Source organism: Bradyrhizobium sp. CAR08 (assembly GCF_052871955.1).
This window is the reverse complement of sequence record NZ_JBIXJX010000006.1, coordinates 323,758-336,258: the sequence shown is the minus strand read 5'-3', so window position 1 is coordinate 336,258 and position 12,501 is coordinate 323,758. Positions and strand designations below refer to the sequence as shown.

The 12,501-nt window shown below is 59.1% G+C and carries 11 protein-coding genes and 2 pseudogenes; 7 read left to right on the top strand and 6 right to left on the bottom strand.

Features of this window, described 5'->3' with window-relative positions; genetic code table 11:
* Positions 1-31 precede the first annotated feature (31 nt).
* The gene (locus tag ACIPUD_RS15750) at positions 32-559 is read right to left on the bottom strand and encodes a type IV secretion protein (RefSeq protein WP_446481083.1); all 528 of its coding nucleotides are present in this window, start codon (positions 557-559) and stop codon (positions 32-34) included.
* Positions 560-598: 39 nt separating this feature from the next.
* The gene (locus ACIPUD_RS15745) at positions 599-1,234 is read right to left on the bottom strand and encodes an acyl-homoserine-lactone synthase (protein WP_354201985.1); all 636 of its coding nucleotides are present in this window, start codon (positions 1,232-1,234) and stop codon (positions 599-601) included.
* 426 nt (positions 1,235-1,660) lie between these two features.
* Here ACIPUD_RS15745 and ACIPUD_RS15740 point away from each other — a divergent pair, with 426 nt between their 5' ends.
* Complete coding sequence (locus ACIPUD_RS15740; protein ID WP_009859432.1) at positions 1,661-2,392, top strand: autoinducer binding domain-containing protein; 732 nt, start codon at positions 1,661-1,663, stop codon at positions 2,390-2,392.
* A gap of 78 nt (positions 2,393-2,470) precedes the next feature.
* Here ACIPUD_RS15740 and ACIPUD_RS15735 read toward each other — a convergent pair whose 3' ends face one another.
* On the bottom strand, positions 2,471-2,728 hold the full coding sequence (locus tag ACIPUD_RS15735) for a WGR domain-containing protein (RefSeq protein ID WP_446481082.1): 258 nt from the start codon (positions 2,726-2,728) through the stop codon (positions 2,471-2,473).
* A 645-nt stretch (positions 2,729-3,373) separates the two neighbouring features.
* Here ACIPUD_RS15735 and ACIPUD_RS15730 point away from each other — a divergent pair.
* The 3 genes and pseudogenes from ACIPUD_RS15730 to ACIPUD_RS15720 form a co-directional block, all read left to right on the top strand.
* The gene (locus tag ACIPUD_RS15730; RefSeq protein WP_028143687.1) at positions 3,374-3,550 is read left to right on the top strand and encodes a hypothetical protein; all 177 of its coding nucleotides are present in this window, start codon (positions 3,374-3,376) and stop codon (positions 3,548-3,550) included.
* 206 nt (positions 3,551-3,756) lie between these two features.
* Positions 3,757-4,641 carry a DUF3991 and toprim domain-containing protein gene (locus ACIPUD_RS15725; RefSeq protein ID WP_446481081.1) on the top strand — a complete coding sequence of 295 codons (885 nt, stop codon included), beginning with the start codon at positions 3,757-3,759 and terminating at the stop codon, positions 4,639-4,641.
* Between the two features lie 330 nt (positions 4,642-4,971).
* Positions 4,972-5,205 (top strand): annotated as a pseudogene (locus ACIPUD_RS15720) (DUF1419 domain-containing protein); the annotation flags it as partial.
* Here the strand turns inward: ACIPUD_RS15720 and ACIPUD_RS15715 are convergent.
* Both ACIPUD_RS15715 and ACIPUD_RS15710 read right to left on the bottom strand, forming a co-directional pair.
* Positions 5,206-5,334 (bottom strand): annotated as a pseudogene (locus ACIPUD_RS15715) (DUF1419 domain-containing protein); the annotation flags it as partial.
* A gap of 509 nt (positions 5,335-5,843) precedes the next feature.
* Positions 5,844-6,902 (bottom strand): tetratricopeptide repeat protein, encoded by a 1,059-nt coding sequence (locus ACIPUD_RS15710; protein WP_446481080.1) that lies wholly within the window; start codon positions 6,900-6,902, stop codon positions 5,844-5,846.
* Positions 6,903-7,490: 588 nt separating this feature from the next.
* On the opposite strand from ACIPUD_RS15710, the gene ACIPUD_RS15705 reads away from it, so the two are divergent.
* Positions 7,491-8,366, top strand: coding sequence for an ABC transporter substrate-binding protein (locus ACIPUD_RS15705; protein WP_446481079.1), 876 nt, complete (start codon positions 7,491-7,493; stop codon positions 8,364-8,366).
* A 94-nt stretch (positions 8,367-8,460) separates the two neighbouring features.
* On the opposite strand, the gene ACIPUD_RS15700 is transcribed toward ACIPUD_RS15705, so the two are convergent.
* On the bottom strand, positions 8,461-10,209 hold the full coding sequence (locus ACIPUD_RS15700) for a cache domain-containing protein (RefSeq protein WP_446481078.1): 1,749 nt from the start codon (positions 10,207-10,209) through the stop codon (positions 8,461-8,463).
* 166 nt (positions 10,210-10,375) lie between these two features.
* Here ACIPUD_RS15700 and ACIPUD_RS15695 point away from each other — a divergent pair, with 166 nt between their 5' ends.
* Positions 10,376-11,395: an ABC transporter substrate-binding protein gene (locus tag ACIPUD_RS15695; protein ID WP_446481077.1), complete on the top strand. Its 1,020-nt coding sequence runs from the start codon at positions 10,376-10,378 to the stop codon at positions 11,393-11,395.
* A gap of 97 nt (positions 11,396-11,492) precedes the next feature.
* A complete protein-coding gene (locus ACIPUD_RS15690) occupies positions 11,493-12,452 on the top strand; it encodes an ABC transporter substrate-binding protein (protein WP_446481076.1) in 960 nt (319 codons plus the stop codon).
* The last annotated feature ends 49 nt before the right edge of the window (positions 12,453-12,501 follow it).

Here is a 12,501-nt window from a genome sequence, read left to right as displayed (position 1 = left end):
GCGGCAGTGAGTTGAGAAAAAACGGCGATCCTCATCGTTCGTAAACAAAGGCTGACGTGCCTATTCCCGAGCGATAGACGTCCCAGGGCCGGCGCTCGCTGGCAGACCCACCGGTGGTCGCCATCGGCTCGACACGAGGCTCCGAGAGCTGACCGGAAGCCTTGGGCGCGAAGCTCGCGATGACTTCGGCAATTGCCTGGTCGCGGTCTGCGCGTTTTACGCTCGCCGCTTGCAGCCGCGCGTCGAACAATCTGCCGAGCCCGGCAATGTGCTGACACGCATCGAAGGTGGTACTAGCGGTCAGCCCGGCCTTTCGTGTTTCCTCCGCATCAAGTTGACCGAGACCTGTTCGGACCTGCTGACCGGTCGCGATGGCCTCGGTTGCGAGCTGGATGGCTTCGTCCCGGTCGGTTGCCTGAATCGGAATCGGCTTGCGCCCCTGAATCGTGATGAGCAGCGGCTCGAAGGAGCTCGCCTGCCGGACGAGTTCCGTCAGCGGCCGAGCCATTGCCGTGGGGGCGCATCGTTCGACCAGAGCCGCGAATGCAGCTGGATCCATGGTTGAGAGCCTTTCTCTCAGCAGCTGAGATGTTCGATGCTAGGCGGCGATCGCCAGGCTTGATGGCGCGTCAATTGCGCAGCTTGAGATCTGCCCGGCCGCTCGGATCGCGCCGAGAGCCTCCTCGGTAATCGGCAACAATCCGGCGACGGCTTTGGTCGCCCCGATTTGACGAGGCGTGCCGAGGCGATCGAGATGCCATCCGGCCCGACGCAGGATGCGTTCCATGCGCAGATCAGTGACGGTTGCGATGGCCTGAAGATTGTGCTGCTGACCCCATTCGATCATGGCCGCAAGCAACAGGAACGTCGCTTTGCGCAGACCATTCTCTGCTGTTGCCGCGACGGTCTTTGTATCAACGCAAAAGCGCGAGCTCTCCCAAATCGTGGTCGCCTTCGGCGCCGGGTTGCCATCCAGCAACACCGGGAACGTATCCGCGAGCATGTTGCGCCCTGTGGTGGGCAGCAGACGAACACAACCAACAACGTCGTTCTGCTCGAGTGCGAGGAGATAAGTTGGCTTGAAGGTGTCGTACTGATCGATCTCCAATCCGTTGCAGACAGAGACGTCCCAGTCGAGCCGTTCCTTGAACACACGCCCACGCAGGCGGTGCATTCCTAGCGTTAGTTCGGAGTCGCGCATGAGTGCCGCACGGCTACGCACAATGACCTTCATTCTTAACCTCAAACTTACGAATCACAGCTTCGAGATCAGGAAAGCAGCCACGGTCACGGCGTTGCGCTGTCAGTTCTGACAGGGCGCTATGGATCTGCTGGGTCACGAACCGTGTTCGCAAGGCACGGTTATCCGCGCGCGCACTTTGGAAACTGTATAAGTTCCGCGATGCGCGGATCTAATAGCGCAGAGAAGGAAATTCCTTAGCCTCTACCAAGAGGAGAAAATATTTTGTTTAGAGTGGCTGCAGTCAGAGGTTGTTCTCCTCCGTCGTATGTGCGCGTTGCTGCTGTAGGTTTGAAAGGGGCGATATCGAATTGTTCGTGCCGCAAAGCTGCCGCAACGTCGCAATAAATGCCTGCACGTGGAGCGCGAATCATCAAAATATTCGCGTTGTGGGAACTAAGAAAAGACTGAAGTGGCGCAATGAAAGACGTCAAAAGAGCATGCGATGAATTTGTCGATTGTCTGCACGCTGCCCATACGGAAGATGATTTTCGGCGTGTTGCGGAACGAGCTGCGCATGCCCTGGGCTTCCGGTGGTTTGCCTATTTTGGTCAGCGCGCCAATGGCCCCATTCTGATCTCATCCTATCCGAAGAGCTGGACCAGCCACTATTTTCGCGAAGGCTATCACAACATCGATCCCGTTCTTCAGGAGCCGCGAAACACGAGCCGTGTGTTCCTGTGGGATGGACGTGAGGCGCGAAGCGCAAAGTCGGCGAAAGAGCGCCGCCTGTTCGATGATGCGCTCAGCTTCAAGATCAGGACCGGCCTGACCATTCGCATTCCCTCAAGCCAAAACCGGTTCGCGGCGTTCACGCTGGCGGTGGATGAGCGCAGCCTTGACCTCGATCGCTTCGTCGAGAGCTCGCAAGATATGTTGCAAATGGTGGGGCTCACCTACCATGCCCATGTGAGCGCTGCCGGAATTGGACGGACGCCTCGGTATGCTCAGCAGGTCTGCACCTTGACCCAGCGTGAAAGGCAATGCTTGGGGTGGATCTCCGAGGGCAAGACGATGCAGGATATTGCCCAGCTCCTCGGTGTTCGCCCGCGGGGTGTAAAATTTCATTTGGATAATGCCCGGCGGAATCTTGCTGCATTAACCCTCCCGCACGCTGTGGCTCTCGCGCTTCGGCAGGGATTGCTCCCGTAATGCGCAAAACAGCTGTCCGGCTTGCAAGAAGTTGTGAAGATCGACGGTTCAAGCAGGTGGGAATACTGGGCGCTGCACTCAGGGCACGGGATTCTTTGGTACATAACCACGGCGTGCTTTGCGGACGAGCCAAGCCTCGAGTGCTTCGACGGCCTGGACCCTCCCGGCAAACAGATCCATCCGCCGGCGGCCGCGCTGGCCCAGACGTCCCCATTCGCGCACCAATGCCGTATCACCGAACAGAGTCGGTTCGATCGTGAGGACATAGAACCTGGCCATATTGCGGGCCGGTTCACACCGTTGGAGCACGAGGTATGGCACCGTGAGTTCGGACATGCGCAAGAATCGCATCTGTCGAAACCGTCGTCCAATTAAGTTATCGAATCGATCAGGCCTATCGATTCAAAATGTTAATACCGGTGATGAAAGCCATTGAGGGTGCTCAACGAGCGGTGTCCGAAACTATAGGGTGTTGTGCGCCTCTGACTGCGAACAAAGTGGGCGTCGCCCTGCGGGCCGGGCTGCAGGCTGCGCTGAAGCCCCCCGAGCGGGTCTTCCCCCTTACGGGCTGCCATCCCTGACGGGAACGGCCCGAGTCCCGAACAAGACAGCTGCTGAGTCATCGAAAGCTCCCGCATATTCGCGTCGGACCTTTCGCAGAGCAACCTCCAGGTGGGCAAATCCACTTTCGCTCCCGACAAAAGGACGGCGGCAGTTCTCGCTATCAATCAGACAAACACTGCGTCCGCTGGACGAAAGATGTGCGCGCTGGCTCGCCGTGCTTTTCGGTGATGGACCAACCCCGCTCTCGAATGGGCTTTCCTTGGTTCTGGTGCGGCCTTCCACGATCAACCCGCAAGGGGTTCGCTACGCAAGCGTGCGACCTCTTCGGCTTCGCCTGCGAGGTGACCGCAGCCACCCCCGAACACGTCGGCGCCTGTCGAGCGGGGATGGTCCCCGCCGCAAGACGGGAGCCTTTCGATGTCGCACGATCTCACCCTCGCTCAGAACCACGCTTTCGATCTGGCCCGCACGCTGATGGTGCCGGTCATCCTTTTCCAGGCTGAGAGCGAATTCGGCGTGATGGTCTCCAGCGAATACGACGGCGATCAGGATGCGATCGTTCATGAATACGACCCCTGGTGCCCGGCTCATTGAGCCGGGTGACCGGCTGCCGCTGGCGCCTTGCCGGCTGCAAGGGAGGCTTCGCCGCGCCCGGCTATCTGACAACTTCGACAGCTTGTCCGCGCGCCCTTGCGCCCGGCAGGCTTCGCGGCCGGTCCGGGATCTGCCGCAAGGCCAGGAACAAGTGAGACCAACAGAAGAAGGGGCCGGACGTCGCCTGCGCGACGCCGGTGCAAACAATGGACAAGAGAGAAATCGAAGAACTCCGCGAGAAGGTTGGCTGCGCAGCCCTGCTGGAGAAAGACGGTTGGAAGGTCGACCTCAAGGAAAGCACCCGGCGGGCGATCAAATATCGCCGCGACACCAACATCATCATTGTCATCCACCAAGGCCGCGGCTGGTTCGATCCGTTATCGCCGGCGAAAGGGGACGTGTTTTCGCTAGCCGAACACCTTGGCGCCGACGGTTTCGCCGAGGCGTGTGACCGTGTTGCGGATATGGTTGGCTTCGTCCCCGCTGCACCTGCGTGGCAGCGCCCGGCAAGGCCCAAGGCCCTTGCGTCCATCGTGGAGCGATGGGGATATCGCGTGGGGCCGCGCCCCGGCTCGCCAGCCTGGCGCTATCTCACCCGCGAGCGCGGGCTGCCGGCAAACATCGTGAAGCAGGCGGTCGCTAGCGACCGGTTGCGAGAGGGCCCCCAAGGCAGCATGTGGGCGGCGCATAGCGATTCTGCTGGAGTGCTCACAGGCTGGGAGGAGCGTGGACCGGGATGGCGGGGCTTCGCCACGGACGGCGGCAAGGAGCTTTTTCGCTTCGGGTCGGAGGAGTCCGAGCGGATCTGCATCACGGAGGCGGCCATCGATGCGATGAGCCTCGCCGCAATCGAGGTCCTGCGGCCTGACACGCTTTATGTCAGCACCGGCGGCGGTTGGTCGCCCGCGACCGATGACGCCATCCGCAGCTTGGCCAAGCGCGCCAATGTTTGGCTCGTGGCAGCAACCGACAACAATCGGCAAGGCGAGGTCTACGCCGACCGAATTCGTGCCATCGCCGCAGACGCAAGTGCGCGGTATGCCCGTTTGCGGCCGTGCGCCGGCGACTGGAATGAGGATTTGAGCGCCTGACGTCTAACTGATGCGGCTCGCCAGGGCGACGCGCCGGCTGCGTGGGGGCGCCGCGCCAAGGCCTTCAAATGAGTGGGATCTTCTGACGGCTTGGCGTTGAGCAAAGGAAGAGGGGATCGAACAATGAGGGAGGGAAAATGAAATGGGAATGAAGCGCTGCAGCATGCCCGGCCGGCGCGTCAAGGGTGAAGCTTCGCCCGCGTTCCGCGGCCCTTGACCCGCCGGACCTTCGATGCGGCCGGCGAGGAGGTGTGATGAAGGACTGAAGTGACGAAGGGATCAGGCGGATCGCTCGCGCTGTCAGTCCGGCCAGGCCAAGAGGAGCCGCCCATGCACACCTCCCCCAGCATCCGCAAAGTCTTCGAAGGCGTTGCGACGCGCCACGAGATGCATCGCTTGTTCAACCGCCATCGTGGTGACCCCGCTATGGCCGAAGGTGACGCCCCGCATCTCTTTGTGGGCGAGTGGTTCGAGATCGCAGAATGCGATCATGATTATATGCTCGAGATCCTGCCGCCGCTATGGATGCGCGCCGACATGTTTGCGATGCGCGAATTCATGACCACGCTCGATGATCGCCGCCTTCATCCGCTCCGGCGCCCCCCGGTCAGACAAGTCGCAATAGCCGTGGAACCAGCGCCGCCTGCCATCGATGGTGAGCGCGAAGAAGATGCTGGTGACGCTGCCAGCGAGCGCTGGCCCACGACCATGCACAAGAGGACGAGGAAATGTCCGCAATGCGTCAAAATGCGAGGAATTCAAGGTTTGAAAATCTGGTCCGCCATGCCTCGCTGAGCGGACCTCAATTTGGTGCGCCACGACTTCGCTGATGGGCCAATCAGCGACATTCGAGATGTAAGAGGCCGACGTCAGCAAGCGAATAGCCTTGCTTCTTATTGCTCCCGAACCCCTCCCTTCCTCAGCCCATCGAGAATGTCGTCGATCTCTCGACGAAACTGCGGGTTCGTTGACATTGAGTAAACAAGATCACGGTACCAGTGGACCGTGAAGTGTGGCCGCAGCTTGTTCAATTCAGTCAAGCTGCGCTGTGCCTGTTCCATTTGCCCCGTGGCTCCATAAGCCGATGTCAGATCTACATAAGCGTACATGTGCGAGTTGTTCAGATTGACCGAGCGCCCGCATTCCTCGATGGCTTCTCCATATTGGTGCAAGTGCAGGTGTGCATGGCAGAGCCAGAAGTGTCATTGGAAAGCAAAAGGATCTCTGGGACTGAGACGGAGAGCCAACTGGACCGGCGAGAAGGCTTCACGCGCGCGCCCGGAGGCGACGAGTGCAATTGCTTTAGCAGCGTAGGCAGCTGGATTATTTGGATCAATTTCAAGCGCCGCATCGTATTCAGCCAATGCCTCCTCAGGACGTCCAAATAGAAGAATGGTTCCCTTGGTCGTATGAGCACTCGCGCTTGCCGGGGTTTTGGACAGAACTCTGTCGATGAGGTAGATCGCTTGCTTTTTGTCTTCAACAACGGACGAAGACCATCGATTGTTCACACCAGCCGCCAGACACCGCGCTTTGCCAATAATGGCCTCAACGTTGTCCGGATCGAGGCGTAGCGCGTTATCGAATAGGTCCATTGCCTGACCGTTTTGGATCTTCGACTGCGGCCCATAGAGTTTTGCCCAGCCGCGCATCGTGAAATCCGTGGCGTCGGGATTTCTCGAGCGGTCCAGTTCGCTGCGAAGGCTTTCGGCTTGGATCAGTTCAATGTTAAGCGAGCGAGCGAGCCGCGCTGTGATCTGGTCCTGTAAGGCGGCGAGGTTCGTACGGTCGCCGTCGAAACGATCGGACCAGACGTCCCGACCGCTCGCGATATCCGTAAGTGATACGTTGACCCGAACCTGATCCCCATTGCGTCGCACCGCGCCCTGGACCGCCCAGCGGATGCCAAGGTCCTTGCCGAGCGTCCTGAAGTCGATCTGCTTGTTCTTGAATGTAAACGCCGTTCCGCGTCCAATAACGAAGGCGCCGGGCATTTGCGCGAGGTCGGTCGTCAGGTCGGTCGTGATGCCATCGGCGAAATAGTCCTGCTCCAGATCATTGCTGACGTTTGCGAACGGCAGAATGACAAGTGACAAGCGGGGAGCAATGTCGGGCCGGGCAGTAGCCTCCCTCTGCGTCTGTTGCTTATCCGCAAACACGTCGGTGCGAAGCGTCTTCCACACAGTCCAATAGCCGACGAGGCCACCCGCGATCGCACCGATAGCCGCAATCGAAGCGAGCGCCCCGCCGATCATTTGCATTCGCACCCGGAAGCGACCCTTAAAGTTGCGAGCCGATGCTGGTTGGTCCGGAGGCTCGTCGTCAGATGGCGCCTTGTTCGGTGGGTCACTCTCGCAGGCTGGTATATTCGGTCGGTCGCTGGAGACGTCAGAGCCTGTCACCATTGCCTCCCCGCACGGGCCAAACGCCCGGATGCTCGAACCTAGCAGAGTTTTGTGGTTTTGCGTTGGTCAAGGTTGCTGACTAGGTTCACGGCCCTTACAAGTTGTTGCGGTGATGTTGAATGGACGTCCGCTTCGGGTCAAAAGCGTCGATCGGGCGCTTGGCTGCAAACGTCCGGTCCGTCCTTGAGAGCCGACACGACGAGCCGCCTCTCGGACGGCGGCGATGGGCCACGACCGGACATCCCGAGAAATCAAGTTTGATACAATCCCATCGATAGGCGATTAAAACCTCGGCTGCATCAAAAGGTGCTAGGCTGGATGGATTGGCTGGGCGGCCACGGAGGCGCAATGCGACGACGCACATTCATTGCAGCTCTCGGCGTTGCGGCGTCATGGCCAGTCGCAGCCCGTTCGCAACTTCACGGGAGGATACCTCGCCTTGGGGTGCTGCTGTACAGCACGCCGAAAGACGATCCCCAGTCAAGAGCCCTCCAGCAAGGCTTGCGGGATCATGGCTACGTCGAGGGGCAGACTATTTCGATCGACTATCGTTTTGCGGAAGGTGTTACTGCGCGACTTCCCGACCTCGCCTCCGACCTCGTGCGTATGAAGCCCGACGGGCTGTTTGTGATAGGCGGCGACGTTGCACCATTCCTCAGTAAAGCGACCCAAACGATTCCGATTGTGTTTGTGATGAGCGCCGATCCGGTGCAGCTCGGGCTCGTTGCTACCCTCGCCCGCCCCGGTGGCAATGCCACCGGCTTTACATTTCTGCAGGACAAACTCGCTTCAAAGCGCCTGGAATTGCTCAAAGAGATAGCTCCCCGCATTTCCCGTGTGGCATTCCTGTCAAATCCAGATCATCCCGACAACGAACTGCGCGTAGCCCAACGGGCTGCAACAACGGTTGGCGTACACATCGAGCCGATTGAAATGCGCGGTGCCGACGACCTCGATGGCGCATTCCAGGTCATGACGAAGGCATCCATTGACGCAATTTATGTGGTGGCGTCCCGCCAGACGGTGGCATCTCTTCCGCGCATCGTAGAGTTTGCCGCGAAGCAGCAGCTTCCATTAGCAGGCGGCTGGGGGGCGTGGGCGCAGGCTGGCGGATTGCTCTCCTACGGTCCAAATGTGGGCGAAGTTGTTCGCAACGCTGCTACCTACGTGGCCAAAATTTTTAAAGGGACCAAGGTGGGCGATCTTCCGGTCCAGCAGCCCGCGCGCTTCGAGCTTTTAGTAAATCTGCGAAGCGCCAGAAGTCTCGGCCTCTCGATCTCTGAATCATTCCTGCTGCAGGCTGATAAGGTGATTGACTAAGGTTGAATACTTCCGAGCCCGGCTGCACTGAGGCATGACCACCAAGGCGGATTGGACAAGACTAAAGCGGGATCGCGGGAAACGACGCCGGCCCTTAAAAGCGAGAGTCGTTGACCGAATAGACGCACAGCGGCTGGTCATAACCCTTGATGGCGAGCTCACCGATACTGTCAAGCCCGATGGCTCCACCAACTGCGCGAGCAAGAACGGGATCGAGCAAGATCTGAGAATCCACAGCGGCACCGCAAAGGCGTGAAGCGAGGTTGATGACGCTACCGATCGCAGTGTAGTCAATCCGGCCTTCGTAACCCACCGTACCGACCGTCGCCGGGCCCATTGCAATACCGACGCCGAATCCGATTGTGTGCCCTTCAACGCGCCAGCCGACGATGAGCCCTTGCACAGCGTCCTGCATATCCACAGCAAGACGAACACCGCGTAGCGCTGGTTCGTCACATTCGAGTGGCGCATTGACCAGGACCATCAGTCCGTCGCCGGCAAATCCAGTGAGCGTTGCTTGATGGCGCGTGATAACGGACCCGAGCGCAGCATAATAATCGCTAAGAACTCTCATGATAATTTGAGGTTCTGCGTGCGCTGAAAACGCGGTGAATCCCCGGAGATCCCCAAAGATTGCAACAACCTCGCGGCGCTGTCCGTTGAGTAGTGCCTGATTGCCGGAATCCTCGACAAGCTCAGCTACTTGCGGAGCTAGAAATCGCTTCAATCGGTTGATGCGCTCGGACTTTTCCTTTGAAGCCGCGAGTTCTCCCGCCATCTCGTTGAAACGATCGGCCAATTGTTCTAGTTCGTCACCACTAGACATATTGATCCGGTGTTCGAACTGACCCGCACCGATGCGTTGTACGCCGTCCTCAAGCTGACGGATGGGGCCAGACATTCGGCGGGCCAGCCACCATGCGAGAGATATCGCGAAGAGCGTGCCGACAACGAGCAGCCCCAGTGAGCGCCATAGCGCGGCGCGAATCGGTGCAAACGCTTCTGCGACCGGTTGCTGCGCTATCACAGTCCAATCGACACTCGCGGTTCTGGCAGAGGTGGCGATCGCCGACTTGCCATCCGCATCCCGCGTGACCACAGCGGCTCCATTGGCAGCGGCGACCGCGGCTCTTATCGACCCGAACCCCTCGGAAGCGGCATGACCACGAAGCACCTGGCTGATATCCGGATGAGCGATCAGCCGGCCAGCATCGTCGATCACGAACGCATGGCCGGTCTCGCCGATCCTGATTGCAGCTATTACTTCCTGGATTAGTTTCAGGTTGATGTCCGCAATGACAATGCCCGCGGCAGCGCGATTGCCGGCAACTGCAATGGTCATGTAAGGCTCGGAATCACGCTCATAGCGTACGGGGCCGAACCAGACCTTGCTGGTGTGGGCGCCCTTCACTGCCGCGTCCGACGCCATGGAGGCGCCCAGCCCTATCCGGTTCACATCCTGCCGGGAGATGAAGGCGCGCTCTCTATCCGTTTCGTCGACCAGTGTGATTGAGGATATTGCCGGCACCTGACGCAACAAGCGTAAAGCATCGATGCGGTGGCGCTCCTCGTCACCAACCATCCAGGGCAGTTGGACAACCCAGCCTAGCTGATCACGAATGCCATCAATGAATGTTTGGATACGTTCAGTGGCCGAACGAGATTCAGCCTGCAACAGTTCATTGAGGGCGGCGCGCTGGCCGCGGTAACCGAACCAGGCCTCGCTGGCCGCGCCAAGCAACAGCGGACCTACGACGGCTATGAGCAGTGTGATGAAGTATTTTACGAACAACGAATTCCGCGGCCTAACCCTGCGAGGAGGCGGCGGCTGATCGGTGCTCATCGGTCACCTTGGTCGTGCATCGGTATCCTGACCCAGTCAGAACGCTCCCGAACGCGGCGCGGCAATCCTCGCAAGTCAGCGAAGGAATGTCGAGTCAGCCTAGCCAGTGCTCTTCGGCTCTGGCCGAAATGAAGACAAAGACCGCGAGCGCGAGATGTGATACCGCTTGCCTAGCTACATCCGGGCGAACGAGCTTTTGGGGGGCGTTGTGCGGCGACTGCAATTTGTTGCGCAACTTAGCGTTGCGCTCCTCACTGTGACCGAGGCCTACTCTCAATCTCTCGAACCAAACATCGGCTTTATGAGCACGCGCTCTTCAAGCGACTCTAAGAGAGTCGTCGCGGCGTTCATCAAGGGCCTGCAAGAAGCGGGCTTCGACGAGGGCAGGAACGTCAGCATCGAATACAGGTTTGCGGACGGCGCGTTGGATCGCCTTCCCGAAATCGCCAACGATCTAGTGCGCTCTCGCGTCAAGGTTATTGTGGCCGCAGGTGGCGCGAATTCGGCGCTGGCGGCCAAGGCGGTCTCGGCCACCACACCCATTGTGTTCGTAATTGGAGCGGATCCGATCAAGTTGGGGTTAGCCGCAAGTCTCTCGCGGCCGGGAAGCAACGCCACGGGCATGACAATTTTCTCTGCGGTTTTGGGGCCGAAGCGGCTCGAGCTACTGCGCGAACTCGTTCCAAAGGCAACCGTTTTCGCTGCGCTGACCAACCCCAATACCCATGAGGGACGCGCCCAGACATCGGATATGTCCGCGGCAGCTCAGAGCCTCGGGCTCAAGATTCACTTGCTGGAGGCAAGCAACTTGGAGGAAATGGAGAGGGCATTCACCACGCTAGCGCAGCTCAAGGCGGACGCGCTGCTGGTTGGAAGCGACCCGATTTACGACGTTCATCGGGACAAGCTCGTCGCAATGGTGGCTGCAGCGGCCATCCCGGCGATCTTTCAATTTCGTGATTACGCAGTCGCCGGCGGCTTAATGAGTTACGATCCGGACATTGCGGACGCACATCGATTGGCCGGCGTTTATGTAGGCAGGATATTGAAAGGCGCGAATGTAGCCGATCTGCCGATACAGCAGCCAATCAAGTTCAGGCTCGCGGTCAACCTCAAGACGGCGAAGACCCTTGGGCTCGAGGTCCCTCCCGCCTTGCTTCTGCTGGCAGATGAAGTCATCGAATGAGGGCGCGACTACACGTTTGACGCAATGCTTGTTACGAACGGCCGAAGTCTCACAAGATTCAGAGGCTGATTTCTTCCGACAACGCCCGGGACGAGCAATGAAGCGACGCAAGTTTCTTGTTGGACTGCTGGGCGGGCTTATTGCGAGTGGCGCACGTGCTCAGCAGCGTGTGCGGATTTCCATACTTCACAGCGGTTTCCCGAATCGAACGCCGATCCATCAGCTCTTCGACGCTCTGAGCAAGCTTGGGCTCGATAACCGCACCGCGACAATTGATCTGCTGGGCGGAGAAGGAGACCCCAAGAGACTGAATGCTCTTGTCGCACAAATCAAGTTGCAAAATCCAGATGTTATCATTGCGATCACTTCGCCAGCGGTGGTCGCCCTCAAGGAGGCCAAGCTGACGATCCCTGTTGTGTTCGCCTTTGTGCCTGACCCGGTCGGGCTCGGAATCGTGGAAAGTCTCGCTCAGCCCGGCGGTAACTTCACTGGAGTCACCTATAGCGAATCTGGGCTTGGTGGAAAGCGGCTTGAACTGCTTGTTGAAGCGATCGCAGGGACGACGAAAATCGCTGTGTTCTGGAACCCGTCGTTTCCCGGGCATGCTGACGCTCTGGAAAACACCCGCACATCCGCTTCGGCGCGAGGCATAGAGATCTTTTCGCGTGAACTTAAGGGTTTGGAGGACCTGGAGCCGGCGTTCGACGATGCCATTCGCGCGAAAGCACAGGCCGCGGTTTTCATGGCTGACAACATAATGTTTGGGAACCGGAAGCGGGTCGCGGAAGTCGCACTTAAACAACGCCTTCCCACCATTCATTCCTTTCCTTCGGAGGTAGAGGATGGCGGGTTGATGTTCTACGGGCCCAGTAACGGTGAAAACTACCGGCGCGCCGCTGCGTTGACCGAAAGAATTCTCAAAGGCAAGCGTCCGGGTGAACTTCCGGTCGAAAGGCCCACCAAATTTGAGTTAATCATCAACTTAAAGACCGCGAAGGCACTCGGCTTGACGATTTCCGAAGCCTTCCTGCTTCGCGCCGACCAAGTGATCGAATAGCGGGTTCTGTGGCCCACCATGAGACGGAAGGCGGTACTCTGCTGACGTG

Excerpts from the sequence above, each read along its gene's own strand:
- ACIPUD_RS15750 (WP_446481083.1), bottom strand. The coding sequence starts at position 559 with ATGGATCCAGCTGCATTCGCGGCTCTGGTCGAACGATGCGCCCCCACG.
- ACIPUD_RS15745 (WP_354201985.1), bottom strand. The coding sequence starts at position 1,234 with ATGAAGGTCATTGTGCGTAGCCGTGCGGCACTCATGCGCGACTCCGAA.
- ACIPUD_RS15740 (WP_009859432.1), top strand. The coding sequence starts at position 1,661 with ATGAAAGACGTCAAAAGAGCATGCGATGAATTTGTCGATTGTCTGCAC.
- ACIPUD_RS15735 (WP_446481082.1), bottom strand. The coding sequence starts at position 2,728 with ATGTCCGAACTCACGGTGCCATACCTCGTGCTCCAACGGTGTGAACCG.
- ACIPUD_RS15730 (WP_028143687.1), top strand. The coding sequence starts at position 3,374 with ATGTCGCACGATCTCACCCTCGCTCAGAACCACGCTTTCGATCTGGCC.
- ACIPUD_RS15725 (WP_446481081.1), top strand. The coding sequence starts at position 3,757 with ATGGACAAGAGAGAAATCGAAGAACTCCGCGAGAAGGTTGGCTGCGCA.
- ACIPUD_RS15710 (WP_446481080.1), bottom strand. The coding sequence starts at position 6,902 with ATGCAAATGATCGGCGGGGCGCTCGCTTCGATTGCGGCTATCGGTGCG.
- ACIPUD_RS15700 (WP_446481078.1), bottom strand. The coding sequence starts at position 10,209 with ATGAGCACCGATCAGCCGCCGCCTCCTCGCAGGGTTAGGCCGCGGAAT.
- ACIPUD_RS15690 (WP_446481076.1), top strand. The coding sequence starts at position 11,493 with ATGAAGCGACGCAAGTTTCTTGTTGGACTGCTGGGCGGGCTTATTGCG.